We start from the raw sequence: 20378 nt of genomic DNA on the forward strand, positions 1-20378 counted from the left end.
AGCCTGCACATGATGAAGGCCGCTTGTGGCTTCGTTTGATGATCTATATTAGTTCATTTCGTATTGAGCCGACACCTGAACTTTCACTGTTACTTGCCCCGATTGTATCTCTGTCCCGCCACCTGCTACGTCCAAGAGCGATTTTGACATGGCATTTTCACGTTGTGTAAAGATTTGTGCTTCTCCGCCATCTACCGTCACACTCACAAGAGCACCTAACCCGCGTTTGGCTGCCTTAGCTACAGCACTGGCTTTAGATTGTGCGCTTCCCAATGCCTTAGTAATGGCTTCTTCTTCATAAGTCGAAGGATTTTCCACGGAAAAACGTACATTATCTACGTTATTGGCTCCGGACTTGGTCGCCTCATCCAACAACTGACCGATTTTATCCAAATCGCGGTATTTGACGGAAAGTGTATGGTTGGCAGTGTAGCCTTTGAGCTTCTGCCCTTCTTTTTCGTTATAGGTGTAGTTAGGCTGTACATAAAACTGGCTGGTCTGAATGTCATCTGCGCTAATGCTCCACTTTTCTTTCAACAGTTGTGTAACCTTGTTCAATTTTGTAGCATTGGCTTTTTGAGCAGCGGCTGCCGTATTCCCTTCCGATTGTACACCGATAGAAAGATAAGCAATATCGGGCTTCGCCAATATTTCCCCGTTTCCAGTCACATTAATTACACCGTTTACCGTCGAAGCTGTTGATGCAGCATAAGCACGATCTGCCCCTGTCCACAACCCTCCTGCTATTCCCCCTGCCATTAATGCTCCTGCGAGAACTGCCGTGGCTACTGTTTTTGTCCAAAGTCTCATTGAATTCAACCTCTTTCTTGAAAATGTTTGTACCTTCCAGACGGAAAAGACGGAAAAAGGTTGCAGCCAAGCGTACAAATTTCCGAAACAGAGCATGACCACGGGGATTTTAATTATTTATAGTTTGAACTTAATACGGTATCTATATTCAACAAATCCATCCATAAAACAGTTAACGGAGAAGTTTTCGAAGACTTTTTTCTGGATACAAAAAAAGCCCCAAAAGGGGCTTTTCACTAAGAGTATATACCATATTACAAAGCAAATCTTTGTTTATTGATTTTCCAGCTCTACCTTACTAACCAGACTTACTAAAGCGTTTACAGCCTGTTCGGCGTCCGCACCTTCAGCACTAATATTGATTTCAGTACCTGTACTGATGGCAAGACTCATAATACCCATGATGCTCTTGGCATTAACCTTTTTGTCTTCTTTTTCCACAAAAATCTCAGATGAATATTTATTCGCTTCCTGTACGAACAACGCAGCAGGTCTGGCGTGCAGTCCTGTTTTCAAGCGTACGACTACCGGATGTTTTGACATGTCAGCTTACCCCCTCATCAAATAAATCTGGACACTACTTACTCCATTTTATTTATCACATTATAACATTAACCCGGGACAGACACTAGAAAAAAAACTAAAAAAACCGGGGCTGAAAGCCCCACGGACATTCTTTTTACGGAATCAGGCCATTTTCGCCCCTGATTTTGTCAGCCATCTCATCAATTTTGCGAAGCCGATGATTTACACCCGATTTACTCACGACCCCTTTGAGCATTTCCCCGACTTCTTTTAAATTCAAATCGGGATGAGCGAGACGAATTTCTGCCACTTCACGCAGTTTATCCGGCAAGGTCTCCAAACCAACTTCCCGCTCCAGCAACTTAATATTCTCAATTTGCCGGACAGCAGCTCCGATCGTCTTGTTCAAATTAGCCGTTTCACAATTGACAATGCGATTTACGGAATTGCGCATATCGCGCATAATGCGTACATCTTCAAATTTGAACAAGGCTTGATGCGCCCCAATGATGCTAAGCAGCTCAATGATCTTCTCGCCTTCCTTGATGTAGAGAATAAAACCTTTTTTTCGCTCAATACAGCGAGCATTTAGGTGAAACTCATTCGCAAGATCAACGAGTGCCTGACAATGTTCCTCATACATCGAAGAAATTTCAAGGTGGTAAGACGATCCTTCAGGATTGTTGACAGAGCCACCTGCCATAAAGGCGCCCCGCAAATAAGCCCTCTTACAACAGTTTTTCCGAACGATATCCCGATTAATCCCGTCAGTGAACAAGAAACCTTCTGAGACGATATAAAGATCCTTTAACAGCTGTTGCACACCATTGGGAATACGGACAATGTACACATTATTTTTTTTCAAGCGCATTTTTTTCCGTACAAGCAGTTCGATATGAAGTTGAAAATGCTTCTTGATCAAGGAGTAAATCCGCCTTGCAATCGCGGCATTTTCTGTGGACACGTCCAATATCACCCTTTTATTCGACAGTTGTACGGATCCGAGCATACGTATGAGCGCAGATAGTTCCGCTTTCTCACAGCAGGACTGGCTTTCAATCATCGTAAGCTCTTTTTTCGTTTGTGCCGCAAAGGACAAGGGACTCACCTCCTTCTTAATATCCAGTTTTGTACCAATTGGTAAATATGCTGGCTTAATTTGTCGGCATCATGCCGTAGATACGTACGGAACAAAACTAAAGTATCTGCCACCACTTTATATCCCCGATCGGTCAGCTCGCCCATGTCTACTTGAACTGGCTTAGCGCCCTGCTCGGCATACATTTCCTGTACTTGGGGTGGAATTTCTCCGTTATTTACAATGACATAGTCGAAGAGATGATGCCCTACATGCTCAAAAATAGCTTGCAGGTGATCTCCTACCGTATAGCCATCGGTTTCTCCAGGCTGGGTCATAACGTTACAGACAAATATTTTGATAGCGTCTGATTTTACTACAGCTTCAGCGAGTTTAGGTACAAGCAGATTCGGTAATATGCTGGTATATAGACTGCCGGGGCCAATCAAAATCGCATCAGCCTCATTAATGGCCTCTACAGCCTCAGGCAACGGCTCCACGTGAGTCGGTTCAAGAAAGACGCGTTTGATTCGTCCGCCCGCTTCCGGGATCTTGGACTCTCCGGTAATCACCGTGCCATCCTCCATTTCGGCACTTAGCACAACGCCTTCCTCAGCTGCCGGCAGCACGCGTCCCCGGACAGCAAATACACGGCTAAGCTCACGCACCGCCGTTACAAAATCTCCCGATATATCGGTCATCGCTGCTAAAATCAGATTACCCAGGCTGTGGCCTGACAATCCTGATCCCGCACCGAAACGGTATTTCAGCATATCTGACATCACTGGTTCCACGTCAGCCAAGGCAGTCAGCACATTGCGAATATCCCCTGGAGGGGGCATCTGCAGCTCACTGCGCAAAATCCCGGAGCTTCCGCCATCGTCAGCGACTGTAACAATAGCCGTAATATCTAGCGGCTTTTGCTTTAAGCCCCGCAGCATGACGGACAAGCCGGTTCCGCCGCCCATAACAACAATACGTGGGCGCTCCCGTTGTGATCCGGTCTCTTTCATGATTTCACCTCATTAATGCCGGTCCCGATCAGCATCCCGATGCGAAACAGAAACAGATTCTGTCTCGCTGGCACCCAGCATTTTTCCTAAATACTCCGATATTGCAACAGAACGATGCTTACCGCCAGTACAGCCAATGCCGATAATGACCTGGCTTTTGCCTTCTTTGCGATATTGCGGAATCAAAAAGTGTAACATATCCAGCAACTTGGTCAAGAATGCCTGAGTCTCGGGCCATTTCATGACATAATCATATACATCGCTATCCTGTCCCGTGTGGGGACGTAGTTGGTCCACATAGTGGGGATTAGGCAGGAAGCGCACATCGAATATAAGATCGGCATCAATGGGAATACCATACTTGAAGCCAAAAGAAGTAATGTTCACGGAAAGCATACTGCTCTCCAGATGAGAAAATCGTGAAATAATCCTCGCCTTTAAGGTTGCAGGCTTCATCACACTTGTATCAATAACCTGTGTAGCCGAGCTTTTTAATTCTTCCAACATCTTGCGCTCCAACCGAATCCCATCCAAAGGCATGCCGTCTGGAGCCAGCGGATGACGTCTACGGCTTTCCTTATACCGCTGTACGAGAACGCCATCATTCGCATTTAAGAATAAAATTTCACAATGAATCGTAAAATGATCTTTAATATAATTCAACGATTCAGACAAGGCGGTGAAAAATTCTCGTCCGCGTAAATCAATTACGAGTGCCACCTTGCCTATTTTACCGTTAGACTGCTCAATCAACTCGGCAAATTTGGGAATCAGTACAGGAGGCAAATTATCAACGCAGAAGAAGCCCAAGTCTTCCAGGCTCTGAACCGCAATGGTCTTCCCTGCGCCTGACATCCCCGTAATAATAATGAGCGTTGCCCACGGCGCAGCATTTTTTAGGTTATCTGTCATATGGACTTCCCTCTCCTTTTGCTTCTTCGCTCTATGCCAGTACCCGTATTATCAGTAACCTGTGGATCAGGATCAGGAACGTAGCAACAAACCAGCTGCCCCTACGATACCTGCGTCATTGCCCAGCACAGCTGGAACAATCGATACCCCTTTTTGAAGGGGCTCAGGTGCCAGTTTGGTGTACACGCGACGCATCTCTTCAAACAAAAAGTCGCCTGCTTTGGAAACACCGCCACCTATGATAAACAACTCTGGATTAAGCACAGCGGCAACTGCTGCCATAGATTTCCCCAAATAGAAAGCAGCACGGTTCACGATACGCAGAGCGACTTCATCCCCGGCTTTAGCAGCATCAAATACTTCCTTGGCAGCAATTTGATCTTCCAGCGCCAGAGAGGTCCGGTCGCCACGTTCCACAGCGTCCTTGGCCATACGAATGATGCCTGTTGCGGAAGATACAGTTTCCAAGCAACCCATTTTGCCGCATCCACACTGAATAGCCTCCAGATCAGGTACGACACTGATATGGCCAATTTCTCCGGCCATGCCCGAAGAACCTTGGTATATTTTACCGTTTATAATAATGCCGCCACCTACTCCTGTTCCCAGGGTATAGCATACGCAGTTTTCTATGCCTTTACCTGCACCAGCCCAAGCCTCACCCAGCGCAGCAACATTCGCATCGTTGTCTATTTTCACAGGCTTGCCAATCCGGTTCTCTAGGAGCGCACGGATCGGTACGTCACGAAAGCCAATATTAGGAGCGAGGACAATAATACCATCACGAACATTCGTAAAACCTGCAACGCCTGCACCGACACCCTTTAGTTGATCCCACTCATAAGGAGATTGCTCAACAATATGCCGCACATATTTTTCGATATTACCGATGACAACGTCTACACCTTTATCGGTTTCGGTTGGTCCCTCATATGTGTGCAAAAGCTGTCCGTTTTCATTACAAATGCCGACTTTAATCGCGGTACCGCCCAAATCGACACCTACATAGATACTTTCAGACATGTTCCAAGCCACCTTTATGTTTACTTAAAAACCTGGTATGAAATATATGCTTACAATTCCTACTTCATAATAGTAATCCTACGTTCCAACTATAATTGAAGCCCCCGTTACGGTCAAGGACACTTCCTTGTTGAAAAGTGTACGATTAGCGGAATTTTTAACCTCATGCACCCATAAGAAAAACGTCTATTGACGTACTTTCAAGGAAGCCAGACCACGCTTAACGGAAATTTTTCTTGCGATTATAGATTGTTCAGCTCCGCTGAAAACTTATAAATTCTATAATCATAAAAAGGAGAAAGCCTGTGCAAACGCAGCAGGCTTTCTCTTCCTGAACAAAAGATGCGGCATAACAGAGGTTTCCTTCGCTCTCCCGTTAGCCTTTTTTTGTGTACTATAGACACGCTTTTATTGATCCAGTGTTTCGCTCCAGTCGTGAACAGCACTGCCTTCGAGATACTTCTCGCAGTCCATAGCCGCCATACAGCCCGTTCCCGCAGCCGTAATAGCTTGACGGTAACGGTTATCCTGTACATCCCCACAGGCAAAAACTCCGGGGATATTCGTTTCTGTTGTGCCTGGCTTCACTACAATATAGCCGTGTTCATCGGTTTGGATTTGTCCGTTCAGGAAACCTGTGTTCGGTGTATGACCGATGGCTACGAATACGCCATCTACCTCAATCAGCTCATCCTGATTGGTCTCATTATTGTGTACCTTCAAACCCTTTAAGCCAGCTTCTCCCGTCACAACTTCCAGAGGAGTCCGGTTTAATGCCCAATGTACTTTTTCGTTCTCACGCGCACGATCTTGCATAATTTTGGATGCCCGCAACTCATCGCGACGATGGACCAAGGTTACACTGGAAGCAAAACGGGTCAAGAAGCTCGCTTCCTCCATGGCTGAATCGCCACCGCCAACCACGACAATCTTTTTCCCGCGGAAAAAGAAGCCATCGCAAGTTGCGCACGTGCTGACTCCGCGACCTACATTGTCCTGCTCACCCGGAATGCCTAGATATTTGGCGGACGCACCTGTAGCAATAATGACCGACTCCGCCTCAATGATACCTTTACCCTCTACCTTCACTTTAAAAGGGCGTTTGCTGAAATCTACTTCCTCTACCCATCCGGAAGTAAATTCAGCGCCAAAACGTTCAGCCTGCTTGCGCATATTATCCATCAGTTCAGGCCCGAGGATACCTTGCTCAAAACCCGGGAAATTTTCAATTTCGGTCGTTGTAGTAAGCTGCCCACCGGGCTGCATCCCTTCAATGATCAGCGGATTCATGTTAGCGCGTGCCAAATAAATAGCGGCTGTGTAGCCTGCAGGACCTGTACCAATAATTATGGATTTATACATACGTTTGTTGCCTCCTTTAAGTGATGTTTGGAGCAGGTCTCAGACCTGCTTTTTAAACGTGGAGAGCGGTTGCTTCAACTTCTGTTTGATACCACACACGCTGTCAATCTGGCGTGCATAGCGGCTTACGGTCGATACGGAAATACCATAACGATCGGCTACTTCCTGATAGGTGACTGAATGATGATGCATTTTGGCTGTCAAATATTCCAGCGCCGCTGCCCATCCCTCAGTATGCTGAACCATCGGAACTTCCGGGGCGAGCCGATCCAAATACTCCAGCCAAAGCGATTTCAAATCGTGCTGCATGGCCGGATCTGATGGCTTGCTCATGACGGTCAGTACCTTATCCAGCACTGCCTGCCATTGTGGATCGACTGGGGAAGCAGATACATCACCTTCAATTGTATGCGGATCGTTCTCAACCTCCGACTGATCAGAATGTTCCGTTTCCGGGTACATTTTCTGCTCACCCTGCTCCGCCAGCTCTTGCAATACTTGCAAGGCACGACGTTTCAGCTCATCCTCCTGGTCCGGGTCTTCTACGAAGGACTCCAGTGCCTGACGCACCTCATCATCACCGATCAGGCTTAACGCCTGAATGACCTGAAGCTGAGTCGCCCGGTCCCCGTGGCGCAAGGCCCAGAAGAAGGATGATCGGATTAGCGGGTCCTTCTTCATGCTGTCAGGCACCTGGTCAGCACCAAACTTCTCCCACATGCGGAATTGCTCCTCAAACGGGAGATGATAATGATAGCTGAGCACTTGCAGCGGTGTACCCTCCTGCTGGAGTTCCTCCAGTCGGGACAGGAAAAACCGCGGAACTTCCGAGGAAGCATCCTGCTTTTGCAAATGACTCCACAACCGCCGAGCTTCCGCATATCTTCCCGTATTGCTGGCAGCTACCGCCGTGTAATGGTACAAAGAAGCGTCCGCATTGTTCTCTCCATCGCCATGAAGCAACCTGCGGAAATGTCTGTAGGCCTCCTCGTGGCGTCCGAGAATCCCCATAGTGGTCGCCAGCTTGAATACCTGCTCCTCCTGAAACGGTATAGTAACCGCCAAAGTCTGCACCAGACGATCCAATTCCGGGCCGCCGCCCTCGTGCTGATAAAAGATCGCCAAGTTGCACAATGCGTGTAAATTACCCGGCTCATCTTCCAGCACTTGAATAATGGTAGCCTTAGCATTTTGGAACAATCCCATGTAGTAATACGCCAGCGCCAGATTATTCCGCGCAGCGAACATATCCGGTTGTTCCTCTGAAATTTGCTTGAGCAACTGGGCTGCCTGAGCAAATTTCCCCTCCTCCAGCAGGACACGAGCCTGATCATGCTCTACTACTCCCTGCCGGGCCTTAATGCGGTTCAGCTTCGTTGGACGGTCCAGCTCATAATAGAGCAGCTCCATCATTTCCTCCGCTTCATCAAGAAACTGGCCTTCTTCGTCCTCCTCCAGGTACGTGACCAATGCTTTCTCCGCTTCTTCAAACTGCTCCATATTAGCGTAATTATTCGCCATATAGAAATAACACTCTGTCATCGACGAGTCTACGTCACTTAGAACAGAGGACAGGATCTCATTCGAACCTGCATAATCCCCCATCTCTGATAATATACCCGCCATATTGCAATGATTCACCGGATTATCCGGTTCATATTCAACGGCTTTGCGAAAATATTTCAATGCCTTGTCATAATGATTGCGATCAAGCGAGCGCACAGCTTTCTCAAAAAAGAAAGATGCGTCGAAACGCAAAGCAATAATTTTAGGGCTAGGTTCCGATACTCGCAGATGTTTCCCTTTCATAAATAACCAAGGCACCTCCTTTAAAAGTAACTGGCATGTTCATACCCTTCAGTATACCACAACTTCAAAACGACTTGACAGTCGATCCTACCTCATTCCAAAAAACGGATATATGCTCGTATACCGATAGATATAGATACAAGAATACGCTAAATAGCCGAGCGCTTTTTCCCTGTATAAATAGGGAGCGTTCGGCTAGCCACTGGATATGATACTTAGACCCAATAAACGTAATAATTAAAGCGTCAGCGGCACCAGCGAGCGCTCGCGATGCTGAAATACGGCAAGCTCGCGATAACCGACTTCATATAGAAGCGCGCGTGCCTTCTCCAAGTGCTCTGACAGCTTCGCCGGATCATGAGCATCCGATCCTACGGTCAGCGGGATGCCTAGCGTAAAAGCTTCTTCCAGCATGCGGCGGCTCGGGAACATCTCGGCACAGGGCTTCGAAAGCCCTGATGCATTCAGTTCCATCGCCCGACCGCTACGGGCAACGGCTGAGAGTGCGGAGCGCTCCAGTTCACGCAGCTCCTCCATTTCCTCCGGCTTCGGATGATAGCCGAAGCGCTTAATGACATCCAGATGACCCATGATGTCATACAAACCGGTAGCTGCCGCCTTGGAAACCGCATCATAATACGTGCGGTACACCTCAAGCACATTTTTGCCTTCCCAATGGTGTACCTGACGGAAGTCCGTGACATCCCATTCACCGAGAAAGTGGACGGAACCAATCACATAATCCCAGGGATACGCGGTGATGATGTCTTCGATTTCTCGTTCCCAGCCCTCGATGTAGTCGCCTTCCAAGCCAACACGAATATCAATTTGTCCTTTAAAACGTTCCTTCAGTTCCAAACATTCTTCCACGTAGCGGGGCAGCTCCTCCATAGGCATCGCCATTTCCGGGTAATAGTCAGCCGGTTTTACATGCAGTAGTGGCATGTGATCGGACAAGCCGAGCTGATCCAGACCCAGCCGAATTCCCTGCTGTACATACTCTTCCAGACTCCCTATGGCATGCCCGCAGCGGGCGTGATGCGTATGATAGTCGATTTTCATGCGACCCTCCCCCTTTCAACACTACAACAAACCGTACTAATCACGACGAGGACGTTCATGACGGCGATTCAGCTCAGCCAGCACGTCATCGAGCGGTAGCTTGCGCTCCTGCAACAGCACCAGCAGGTGATAAATCAAATCGCTGACCTCCAGGCGCAGTTCGTCATTATCTTTATTTTTGGCGGCAATGATTGTCTCGGATGCTTCCTCGCCAACCTTTTTCAAGATTTTGTCTACACCTTTATCAAAAAGATAAGTCGTATAGGCCCCTTCAGGACGTGTCTCTTCGCGCTCCTTAATAATCGCCTCCAGCTGGGCAAGCACCTCAAAGCGGTCTGCTGAAGCATTGGAAACATCATTTACCAGCGTGTGGTCTCCTGCATTTCCTGCAACAGGTGCTACAGCCGTTCCTGGCGCGGAAATATCACGAAAAAAGCAGCTCGTTGCTCCTGTATGACAGGCAGGACCACTCGGAATGACACGTACCAACAGGGCATCACCGTCACAATCCAGCTGGATGGAGGTGATTTTTTGCGTATTCCCCGAAGTAGCCCCCTTATGCCACAGCTCCTGTCTGGAACGAGACCAGAACCAGGTCTCTCCCGACTCCAAAGATAGTTTCAGCGACTCGCGGTTCATATAGGCCAGCGTCAGCACCTGAAGCGTAGCATCATCCTGCACAATCGCCGAGACAAGACCTGCCTCATTCCAGCGGACATTATCCAATATCTGCTCCAGAGATAGCTGTTGGTTCAATTCGTTGCTCATCGTATCTCCACTCCTCTGCGCTTCAAATCCCGTTTTAGCTCAGGGATTCCTATTTCTTTATAGTGAAAAATCGTTGCTGCTAATCCAGCATCCGCTTTGCCCGCCGTAAACACGTCATAGAAATGCTCCTGTTTGCCTGCTCCGCCAGAAGCGATAACTGGAATCCCGACGGTATCCGACACCGCGGAAGTCAGTGGCAGGTCAAAGCCGTCCTTGGTTCCGTCCGCATTCATGCTGGTCAGCAGAATCTCACCGGCTCCCAACTGCTCAGCTTCCTTGGCCCAGGCCAAGGCGCGGATACCAGATGGCGTGCGGCCTCCGTGCGTATACACTTCCCACTCGCCCCACGCCTCGTTGTACTTGGCATCAATGGCAACAACGATACATTGTGAGCCAAAGCTGCGCGCACCCTCCGCAATCAGCTGAGGGTTACGGACAGCCGCCGTATTTACGCCGATTTTATCAGCTCCGGCACGCAAAATGCGTTTCATATCATCGACATGAGATATCCCGCCACCTACGGTGAAAGGAATGGCAATTTCCCCGGCTGTCTGACGAACTACTTCTTCCATGGTGGCACGCCCTTCAACTGAAGCAGAAATATCCAGAAATACGATTTCGTCCGCCCCTTCCCGGTCATAAAGCGCCGCCAATTCCACCGGATCGCCTGCATCGCGTAAGTTCACAAAATTAACGCCCTTAACCACCCTGCCATCCTTTACATCCAAGCAGGGAATAATACGTTTAGCCAGCATGCCTACTCCCCCTATGCCTTTGCTACAGCTTGTACGGCGACCTGTAAATCAATGCTGCCTGTATACAATGCCTTACCCACAATAGCACCGCCTACACCCTCTTTCGCATAGGTGCTCAGCGTGATTAGATCGTCCATCTTGCTGACACCGCCGGAAGCGATCACGGTTCGTCCACTGCTTTTCGCAAGCGCTACGATTGCCTCCACATTCGGGCCTTGCATCATTCCGTCGCGGGAAATGTCTGTGAAAATGAACGTTTCCGCTCCCTTGGAGGCCAACTCAGCAGCCAATTCGTCCGCTCGAACCTCCGAGGTTTCAAGCCATCCGCGCGTGGCCACATAGCCATTACGTGCATCCAGACCAATGGCGATCCGATCACCGTAGGTACCCAATACCGCTTCCGTAAAAGCACGATCCTCAATCGCTGCCGTACCCAAGATCACACGGCTCACGCCCAGCGACAACAGCCGCTCCACATGTTCTCGTGTACGCAAGCCGCCACCCACTTGTACAGGCACTTGCACCGCAGAAGCGATGCGCCCAATGAGCTCATCGTTCACCGGTTGACCTGCTTTAGCACCGTCCAAATCAACCAAGTGAATGTAGGAGCCGCCCAAACGCTCCCATTCTTGGGCAACCTCCACCGGGTTTTCGTTGTATATCGTCTCCTGGCTATAATCTCCTTGTACCAGTCGTACACATTTGCCATCGCGAATATCAATCGCCGGGTATATCGTGAACAAAGTATGACCCCCTTGTGAGCTATTCAACATCTATATGCCTTTACATCAATTAACGACCAAAGTTGGCGTACCTCCAACTGCAAACTCACGAATCGTTACGCTCGCTTTTCCGCTTCCGCTAGTTCCAAAAACTGACGAAGCAGTTGCATCCCCATTTCCCCGCTTTTCTCTGGGTGGAACTGCATGCCATATACATGGCCTCTGCCCACGATAGCCGTTACGGGCCCACCGTAGTCGGTCACCGCCAGCAGGTCACTTTCGACCTCCGGCTTCGCATGATAGGAATGCACAAAATACACATGTCCTTCCTCCAAGCCCTGTAGCAACGGGTGATCCGGCTGAGTCATACGCAGACGATTCCAGCCCATATGCGGCACTTTAACCCCCAGATCAGGAGCAAACCGAATAACCTCGCCTGGTAAAATATTAAGCCCTTCGTGACTGCCGTATTCTTCACCACGAGTGAACAACAGTTGCATTCCTAGACAAACACCGAGCAGTGGTTGTCCAGCGCTTGCAACCTCCTGAATCACCCGATCCAATCCGCTGGAACGCAAATGCTCCATAGCGTCCCCGAATGCCCCTACACCCGGCAAAATCACACCGCTGGAGGAACGAATCACTTGGGCATCTCCCGTTACTACAGCCTCATAGCCAAGACGCTCAACCGCCTTGCTCACACTATGCAGATTGCCTCTGCCGTAATCCACAATGGCAATGGACATGGACTACAGCACTCCCTTCGTTGAAGGCACTCCCGTCACTCGCGGATCAATGGAGGTCGCTTCATCCAGTGCACGTCCCAGTGCCTTGAACACCGCCTCAATCATATGGTGGGTATTTTGCCCGTAGTGAACGATGACGTGTAGCGTCATGCGAGCCTCCAACGCAAATTTCCACAGAAATTCATGCACCAGCTCTGTCGAAAAGCTCCCTACCTGCTGTGATGGATACTCCGCACGATACTCAAAATGGGGTCGGTTACTCAGATCAATGACAACTTGCGCGAGCGCCTCATCCATCGGTACAAAGACGCTGGCATAGCGCTTAATTCCTTTTTTATCACCCAACGCTTCCAGCAAGGTTTGCCCCAAACAAATACCAATGTCCTCCACGGTATGATGATCGTCGATATCAACATCCCCTCTGGCCTGTACATTAAGATCAAATTGTCCGTGCTTGGTGAACAAATCCAGCATGTGATTCAGAAAAGGAACATCCGTTTCAATCTCAGCTTGCCCTGTGCCGTCTACTGCAAAAGATAGCTGAATATCCGTTTCGTTCGTCTTCCTGCTGACGCTGCCTGTACGTCCTGTTACGTTATTTTCGTTCCCCATCGCCATCCACCGCCTTCTTTTCATTGTCCAATCGAACTTGTATCGCCCGTGCGTGACCTTCCAGTCCTTCATGGCGGGCAAGCTGCATAATCGTCTCTCCATTGCGCAGCAGTGCTTCCTTGCTGTAATAGATCATACTCGACTTCTTGATAAAATCATCAATATCCACTGGCGAAGAAAACCGCGCCGTTCCATTCGTCGGGATAATGTGGTTAGGTCCAGCAAAATAATCGCCTACCGGCTCCGAGCTGTACGCTCCCAGGAAAATAGCTCCCGCGTTTTCGATCAGACCCACATGCTCCATCGGCTGCTCTGTCATAATTTCCAAATGTTCTGGCGCCAGTTGGTTTACAATATGGATACCCTCTTCCAAAGTGTCGACGACAATGATAGCCCCGTATGCCTCCACCGATGCAGCAGCAATATCTCTACGCGGCAGCTCTGCCAATTGGCGCTGTACTTCAGCTGATACTTCTTTGGCCAAGCGTTGCGAGGGCGTAACCAGTATGGCTGAGGCCATTTCGTCATGTTCCGCCTGTGAAAGCAGGTCAGCCGCTACATAAGAGGCATTCGCCGTGTCGTCAGCCAACACGACAATTTCACTTGGTCCCGCTATACTGTCGATATCCACCGCGCCGTACACCTCGCGCTTCGCTAGTGCTACATAAATGTTGCCGGGACCGCAAATTTTATCGACTGGTTCAATGCTATGTGTTCCGTAAGCGAGAGAGGCAATCGCCTGCGCTCCGCCAACCCTATATATTTCCGTTACACCAGCCTCTGCCGCAGCTACCAGTGTATATGGATCTATCCCTGCCTTGCCGCCTGTCGCCGGGGGTGTCACCATGACAATCTCCGGTACACCAGCCACCTGAGCGGGAATGACATTCATCAGCACCGAGGATGGATAGGCTGCTTTACCACCCGGAACATACACGCCTACACGTTTCAACGGTCGGATAATTTGGCCGAGCAAGCTACCATCCGGCTGTAAATCCATCCACGAATTACGTTTTTGCTTCATGTGAAAAGCACGGATATTATCCGCCGCCTCTCGAATCGCCTGTAAAAAAGAAGGCTCTACCTTGTCATATGCCGCCTTCAATTCTTCCTCCGTCACACGAAGTTGCTCTGCTACCAGCGATACACCATCAAACGATTGCGTATACCGCAGGACAGCCTCATCCCCCTCTTGGCGTACCGAATGAATAATGGTACGCACAGCCTCATTTTGCTCAGGTGTGCCGTAATCCACCTCCCGTTGGAGGCTGAAATCACGGGCTGATACGATCTTCATTTGTCCATTCCCCCTTACTTGCAGCTTGCAGAATGCCCTGTAACCATTGGCTTATTCCTTTAGTTCATTTATTCACGGGGTGCCACCGCATTTGGAATCACCTGATGCAATCGGTCACACAACGCCTGAATCGGGCCGTTTTTCATCCGGTAGCTGACCCGATTGGCAATCAGACGACTGGTAATATCCAGTATGCTGATCTGCTCGACTAATCCGTTCTCCCGCAAGGTTTGCCCCGTTTCCACCATATCAACAATACGGTCTGCCAGACCAATTAACGGCGCCAGTTCAATGGAGCCATTCAGCTTAATAACCTCCACCTGTTGACCTTGCTCCCGAAAATACTGGGAAGCCACGTTCGGATATTTTGTAGCGACCCGCTGACGAATACCTGGCTGCCAATCTGGTAAAGCAATCACCGACATCCGGCAACGAGCAATCCCGAGATCCAGCAGTTCATACACATCCTTGTTTTCTTCCAGCAAAACATCCTTGCCCACGATGCCGATGTCCGCCGCCCCATACTCTACGTACGTAGGAACATCGACGGGCTTCGCCATAATAAATTCCATGCCTAGCTCAGGCAGTGGAATGACCAGTTTACGCGTTTCGTCCACATCCAGTGGAATCGGAACCCCCGCTTGGCGAAACAGCTCGGAAGCCTGCTTATAAATCCGTCCCTTTGGCATGGCTACCTTCAACGTTTCCGTCATGGCAATTCTCTCCTTTGTACTGGCTGTCTTCCTTCGGCTGTATAGCTGTATACCTCTGCGTACAGGCCATGCTGTTCACGACGTCGATCTTCCGTTCCGCCCGTGAGCCCTGTCACTACCGTAAGGCCTATTGCGCGTAGCTGTGCCGCTGCGGATAACGCCTCTTGGCGTCCCTGTTCGTCATAACGGATAAGTACAGGAAGCTTCGTCTCCATTTGGATACCATCCACACCATCGACGATGCGGTTTGTCTTCAATGCAAATCCCGTTGCAGGTACGGATCGACCAAACTGCTGAAGCAGATTGTCATAGCGACCTCCGTTGCATACCGGGAACCCAATCTCCGCCGCATAGCCCTCAAAAGTCATTCCTGTATAATATGAAAAATCTCCGATCATGGTAAGGTCGATTAACACATGCTCAGATACGCCGTAAGCCTCCAGTACTTCCCACACCTCGCACAAATGTGCAATGGATCGAATCGTCTGCTGCTCCACACTAAGACGGGTAGCCTGGTCACAAATTTCTTTTCCACCGCGCAACCGAAGAATAGCTTCCAGCTTATCCCGATGTTCGGGAGCCAAGCCCAAAGCTTCAATCGCTGTTCGGTAGCCCACTACATCACGACTCAGCAACAGTTCCTTTAGCGCTTGTTGTTCAGCCTGACGGCCGGGAATGATTTCCTCAAATAAGCCGTTCAGGAATCCCACATGCCCCATGGCAATTTTAAAAGAGGTCACCCCTGCTGCCTGTAATGATGCAATTGCCAATGCTACAACTTCTGCATCAGCCTCAGGCGAATCATCACCCACCAGCTCCACACCCGTCTGAAAAAACTCCGCTTCTCTTCCTGCTTCTTCCTCAATCGCCCGAAATACATTTGCGTGATAGGAAAGTCGGAGTGGTACTTCCTCTTCCTTTAGCAACGAAGATACCACCCGTGCAATCGGAGCGGTCATATCCGATCGCAGCACCAACGTGGTTCCCCGGTTATTGAGCAATTTAAACAGCTTCCGATCGGAAGTAGAACTAGCCACTCCCACCGTATCGTAGTATTCCATCGTAGGCGTCATAATCTGGCGGTAACCCCAACGCTCCATGCATTCGAGTACATTCAGTTCAATGGCCCGCAGCTTCGACACTGCACGCGGAAGATAATCTCGAACCCCTACAGGGATCTCAAATCCTTTTGGCTTAGACATCTCTATCACCTCATGATTTCACAATATCTTTATCATGGTAAAGTGCTAACAAACTAAAGTATATTCGATATATTATCATGCCCTACTTGTGAACGTCAACCGAACAGCGCAGCCCTTTTTTACAAGTCTATACACCACAAATCTTATTCCATCAGAGTAACTAGATATTTTACCTATAGCTTTGGAAATAATTAATTTATTTTGTAAAATGTTTGATTTTTCAATTCTTCCACATAGTATAAACAATTTATTTCATAATTTAGAAATTATTAAAGCGTGCCTTAAGCCCTATTCTATCGACAATATAATATATCATTTTTAAAATTGTTTTTAGTTTAGAGAATTTAAAAATCATTTTTACATATATTATTTCAATAAAAGATATTATTTTCAGAAAAAAGTGATAATTAGTAATATAAACTAAAAAGATTATATAAAAAAACAAAATTAATAATGTTTTTGTTTTATTTGACAAATTTTGATGCCGGTTGTTAAATAGGAACATAAAAACCAATATAGGAGCTGTTGCAAAGTGAGGACAGTTAATGAAGTTGACCAATCAATAGATGAGAAAGAACGTGATCATCGCAGGTTCTTAAAAGGGGTATCCTCGGTTTATACACTTGGAGGTTATTTTCCTACAGAACTAATCTTATTCAGCAAGGCAACCTCTATATCTTTGGATTGGATTAAACAAGTTTGCTCAGGCTCTATTTTGTTCTTTATGAGCTCATACTGTAGCGCTTGCCATATGGAAGTGATGGAAGATTTCATAGAAGAGTTTCCGCAGTTTGATTATGGGATCTTCTATGAAACCTCAGAAGAACAATTTGCTGAACATACTAAATCGTTTCTTGGTAAAGCTCACTTGTACCCATGTGATTTGAGCAGATTGAAACCTCAGACGCTGGTGAACTCTGTACCATATGCTCTAGCGTTAAATAAAATCGGACAAGTTACAGGTGCTGGAGTCATTGGTACGGATACGGAAATGCAGCAGGTAGCTTATTCTTTATTGACCGTATATGCACGTAACAACGAGCCGAAATGAATCACTTATTCAAAACTTTAAAATACTCCAAAATTTCTTTCATCAAAGTATTTCATTTCAACAAAACTATTGTCATATTATCCTTAGCTGTATATATATTTAATTCGATCCAATCTAATATCAATATTTATTTGACAGGAATGTTGGTGAATCAATTTCAAAGCCAAAGCATTAGAATTGTTATTCAAACGATTATGGTAATTGCGGGATTACAAATTTTCAAGTTAATATTGGACACTTTTTTAAGATATAAAAACCTCCAATTAAGTATTAACTTTGCTCAAAGATCACAAGCTGATTTAATTCATATTGTTGCCCAGACTGAATTACTTGATAAGGAACATCCCAAGTTTAAATCTGAGTTTTTGTATTGGAGCTATGCCAGCGCTCAATATTACAATTCATATTTAGGGACAATTCAACTAACACAGCAGATCGTCACTTCTATTTTAGGATTTTATTTATTATCTTCTTCTTATATATTATTAGGCCTAATGGCTGTCATCATAGGAATCATTAGAGGAGTATATGAACTAAGTGCCGTTCGGCACAGAGTAGACCTGAATCAGGAAATACAAAAAAAAACGCGAGAGCACTTCTATTACTTTTATCTGTTAACAGAAACTCAACATCAAAAAGAACTGATGTTAAACAAGCTTGCCAACCATTTCATGAAAAGTTGGGAAGCAGCTAAGAAAAAAGTGAATACGCTGGAGCTAAAACTAGAGAAGCTGAACATAAATAGGTACCGTGTTGGGCAATTAATATCGACTTTAAATTACGCTGTCATTCTAATCATCATTGCTGTACTAATCGCCAATCGACATTTAACCATAGGCGATTATGTGACTATTACAATGGCCCTATCCATGACAGAAAATAATATTGCTGCTTTGTTTCAAGGACTCTCCAACTTAATGGAAAGCGCAAACCATATTGAGCAGCTAGAAAACAACAAAGAGCTAGTTGAAAGACAGAACATATCTACCCAAGAAGCAGGTTTAACCCCGTTTTCATTTCATAAACAAATCAAGGTGAGTGATCTTACCTTTTATTATCCAAATCGGGAGAAGCCGGCTTTATCTCACATTTCATTATGCATTCCAAAAGGGAAAAAGATTGCTATTGTCGGGGCCAACGGATCAGGTAAGTCTACACTCATTAAAGTACTGTTAGGTCTTTACAGAGTGCCTCCCCATACCGTTTTTATAGATGACTTGGGTATAGAGCAAATCAACAGAGAAGATATGTGGCAGAAAATGAGCGCTATATTCCAAGATTTCATTAAGTATACAACGGATGTGCGGGAAAATGTAGCTGTTGGTAATATAGAAGAGTTCCATAATTCAGAGCGTATTGAACATATTTTGGAGAATATGGAATTGTTGACCGAGTTTCCTAAAGGCATTCATACAAAATTGGGTGACTTGGACGATACATCAATCAATTTGTCAGGTGGTCAATGGCAAAAACTTGCTTTATCTCGAATTTTTATTCGAGATAAAGCTGAAGTAATTGTACTGGATGAGCCTACCTCAGCCCTTGATCCCACGAGTGAGGTGAACCTTATGAATCAGATTCTTACCCACTGTTATGATAAGACGGTCCTGCTTATTTCACATCGAATTGGTATAGCCAGACAGGCTGATCACATCATCGTAATGCAGGATGGCGAAATTGTTGAAGAGGGAACTCATCAGGAATTGATTATCGGAACTGGAGCATACCAAATGATGTGGGAACAACAGAGGGAATGGTATGAGTGAATAATTATTATGGAGGTAAACAAGATGAGTACAAGTGCGAATAGGAAGAAAGAAGATGTGGGATTGCCTGTAGGATCACTGCTTCCTTCTCAGAAAGTAAAGGCTTATACCGGGGAGTTATATCAACTTGATATATTAGATAAGCCTCAAATCATGGTATTTATATCCATGTACTGCTCATTCTGTATTGATTTGTTGCCGCATTTATCACAAATCCAGCAGAAACATCGCGATTATCAATTGATGCTCTTCTCCACTGGAGATGACGATGATCATCGTGATATGATTGATTATTTCAAATGGGACTTTCCTGTTTTTCATATGGATCAGAGTGAAATGGAAAATTGGTTTGATATCACCCAGATGCCATTTATACTCGTCACACACTGGAATAAAGTTATTTGTAAAGGTGTAGCTTATGACGTTGTCGGTGCTTCTCAACTTATTCTCAACGTATAAATATGTCCCTCTACGAAAGGAGGTGAAAACTATGTCTTTTTGTAATTGTGCACCTGGAGCAAGCTTGATAAGTAAAGTGGCGCTCGATAGTCCATCTTGTCGCATTGAACCGTGCTATTATAACGGAACAAGTACTAATAAAACAATGGTTCAAAGCTTCCAAGTTACGTGTTCAAATGGCGTTTCTGCACCTTGCTACTACGATCTTATTGGTTGTTGCTAACAGTTACTTCTTTAGAAAGAAGGGATAACATCCCTTCTTTCTTTTATCCCAGGAGGTGAAATAATGATTGCTCAAATAATCATTTGCGATCACATTCAGAACGATAAACAAGCGAAAATCCACACACTTGGGACGATCCTCAATCATGTTCACATTCCGGTACTCCCTTTTGTGGTGAAGTTGTATGTTCTCGTTAAAATTTCAGATTTTCCGTCAAGAGAATCACTCGATATGCAACTTCGCATCTACGATGAACAGGAGAAAATAATCGGTACGACAAGCCGTCTGGTATTACGTAATTACCGAGACTTGGATATGATTCCTGGTGTGGATGCCCAACTGGAGTTGTCTCTTGTAATCGTGCAATCCGGCAACATTCGAATCAAGTGTTTTATTGATGAAGAGGAAGTGACATGGTATCCATTAATGATTAGGCTGGCTGAGGCTTCATAATTCTAAAAATAAAGGTG

21 protein-coding genes are annotated in these 20378 nt (G+C 46.7%); 4 read left to right on the forward strand and 17 right to left on the reverse strand.

Annotated elements, in window-relative coordinates; all coding sequences use genetic code 11:
• Positions 1–48: 48 nt before the first annotated feature.
• The 17 genes from MHB54_RS12055 to MHB54_RS12135 form a co-directional block, all read right to left on the reverse strand.
• Positions 49–810, reverse strand: a complete 762-nt coding sequence (locus tag MHB54_RS12055) for an SIMPL domain-containing protein (protein WP_264454302.1) — start codon at positions 808–810, stop codon at positions 49–51.
• A 273-nt stretch (positions 811–1083) separates the two neighbouring features.
• A complete protein-coding gene (locus MHB54_RS12060; protein ID WP_013368811.1) occupies positions 1084–1353 on the reverse strand; it encodes an HPr family phosphocarrier protein in 270 nt (89 codons plus the stop codon).
• 136 nt (positions 1354–1489) lie between these two features.
• On the reverse strand, positions 1490–2434 hold the full coding sequence (whiA, locus tag MHB54_RS12065; protein WP_013308256.1) for a DNA-binding protein WhiA: 945 nt from the start codon (positions 2432–2434) through the stop codon (positions 1490–1492).
• Between the two features lie 5 nt (positions 2435–2439).
• Positions 2440–3426: a gluconeogenesis factor YvcK family protein gene (locus tag MHB54_RS12070; protein WP_023986485.1), complete on the reverse strand. Its 987-nt coding sequence runs from the start codon at positions 3424–3426 to the stop codon at positions 2440–2442.
• Between the two features lie 12 nt (positions 3427–3438).
• Positions 3439–4338: an RNase adapter RapZ gene (gene rapZ / locus MHB54_RS12075; protein ID WP_013308254.1), complete on the reverse strand. Its 900-nt coding sequence runs from the start codon at positions 4336–4338 to the stop codon at positions 3439–3441.
• 72 nt (positions 4339–4410) lie between these two features.
• A complete protein-coding gene (locus MHB54_RS12080) occupies positions 4411–5361 on the reverse strand; it encodes an ROK family glucokinase (RefSeq protein WP_023986484.1) in 951 nt (316 codons plus the stop codon).
• A 408-nt stretch (positions 5362–5769) separates the two neighbouring features.
• Complete coding sequence (trxB, locus tag MHB54_RS12085) at positions 5770–6723, reverse strand: thioredoxin-disulfide reductase (RefSeq protein WP_023986483.1); 954 nt, start codon at positions 6721–6723, stop codon at positions 5770–5772.
• Positions 6724–6762: 39 nt separating this feature from the next.
• Positions 6763–8532 (reverse strand): tetratricopeptide repeat protein, encoded by a 1770-nt coding sequence (locus tag MHB54_RS12090; protein ID WP_023986482.1) that lies wholly within the window; start codon positions 8530–8532, stop codon positions 6763–6765.
• A gap of 237 nt (positions 8533–8769) precedes the next feature.
• On the reverse strand, positions 8770–9594 hold the full coding sequence (gene hisJ / locus MHB54_RS12095) for a histidinol-phosphatase HisJ (protein ID WP_023986481.1): 825 nt from the start codon (positions 9592–9594) through the stop codon (positions 8770–8772).
• A 36-nt stretch (positions 9595–9630) separates the two neighbouring features.
• Entirely contained in the window at positions 9631–10362 is a 732-nt protein-coding gene (hisIE, locus tag MHB54_RS12100) for a bifunctional phosphoribosyl-AMP cyclohydrolase/phosphoribosyl-ATP diphosphatase HisIE (RefSeq protein ID WP_028541874.1), read from the reverse strand.
• The gene (hisF, locus tag MHB54_RS12105) at positions 10359–11117 is read right to left on the reverse strand and encodes an imidazole glycerol phosphate synthase subunit HisF (protein ID WP_013308248.1); all 759 of its coding nucleotides are present in this window, start codon (positions 11115–11117) and stop codon (positions 10359–10361) included. The genes hisIE and hisF overlap by 4 nt, the downstream gene beginning before the upstream one ends.
• Positions 11118–11128: 11 nt before the next feature.
• On the reverse strand, positions 11129–11860 hold the full coding sequence (gene hisA, locus MHB54_RS12110) for a 1-(5-phosphoribosyl)-5-[(5-phosphoribosylamino)methylideneamino]imidazole-4-carboxamide isomerase (protein ID WP_264454303.1): 732 nt from the start codon (positions 11858–11860) through the stop codon (positions 11129–11131).
• Between the two features lie 95 nt (positions 11861–11955).
• Positions 11956–12585 (reverse strand): imidazole glycerol phosphate synthase subunit HisH, encoded by a 630-nt coding sequence (hisH, locus tag MHB54_RS12115; protein WP_023986477.1) that lies wholly within the window; start codon positions 12583–12585, stop codon positions 11956–11958.
• 3 nt (positions 12586–12588) lie between these two features.
• Positions 12589–13197, reverse strand: a complete 609-nt coding sequence (hisB, locus tag MHB54_RS12120; protein WP_013308245.1) for an imidazoleglycerol-phosphate dehydratase HisB — start codon at positions 13195–13197, stop codon at positions 12589–12591.
• Positions 13181–14494, reverse strand: coding sequence for a histidinol dehydrogenase (gene hisD / locus MHB54_RS12125; RefSeq protein WP_264454304.1), 1314 nt, complete (start codon positions 14492–14494; stop codon positions 13181–13183). The genes hisB and hisD overlap by 17 nt, the downstream gene beginning before the upstream one ends.
• Positions 14495–14562: 68 nt before the next feature.
• Positions 14563–15207, reverse strand: coding sequence for an ATP phosphoribosyltransferase (hisG, locus tag MHB54_RS12130; protein ID WP_023986475.1), 645 nt, complete (start codon positions 15205–15207; stop codon positions 14563–14565).
• Entirely contained in the window at positions 15204–16409 is a 1206-nt protein-coding gene (locus MHB54_RS12135; RefSeq protein WP_023986474.1) for an ATP phosphoribosyltransferase regulatory subunit, read from the reverse strand. Before MHB54_RS12135 ends, hisG begins: the two co-directional genes overlap by 4 nt.
• 532 nt (positions 16410–16941) lie before the next feature.
• Here MHB54_RS12135 and MHB54_RS12140 point away from each other — a divergent pair.
• From MHB54_RS12140 to MHB54_RS12155, 4 genes are all read left to right on the forward strand, one after another.
• Positions 16942–17460 carry a hypothetical protein gene (locus MHB54_RS12140; protein WP_160788559.1) on the forward strand — a complete coding sequence of 173 codons (519 nt, stop codon included), beginning with the start codon at positions 16942–16944 and terminating at the stop codon, positions 17458–17460.
• 140 nt (positions 17461–17600) lie between these two features.
• Entirely contained in the window at positions 17601–19226 is a 1626-nt protein-coding gene (locus MHB54_RS12145) for an ATP-binding cassette domain-containing protein (RefSeq protein ID WP_264454792.1), read from the forward strand.
• Between the two features lie 24 nt (positions 19227–19250).
• The gene (locus MHB54_RS12150; RefSeq protein ID WP_023986472.1) at positions 19251–19685 is read left to right on the forward strand and encodes a TlpA family protein disulfide reductase; all 435 of its coding nucleotides are present in this window, start codon (positions 19251–19253) and stop codon (positions 19683–19685) included.
• 286 nt (positions 19686–19971) lie between these two features.
• The gene (locus tag MHB54_RS12155; protein ID WP_023986471.1) at positions 19972–20361 is read left to right on the forward strand and encodes a DUF6941 family protein; all 390 of its coding nucleotides are present in this window, start codon (positions 19972–19974) and stop codon (positions 20359–20361) included.
• Positions 20362–20378: the final 17 nt, after the last annotated feature.

Source organism: Paenibacillus sp. FSL M7-0802 (genome assembly GCF_038004945.1).
GTDB lineage: Bacteria > Bacillota > Bacilli > Paenibacillales > Paenibacillaceae > Paenibacillus > Paenibacillus polymyxa_B.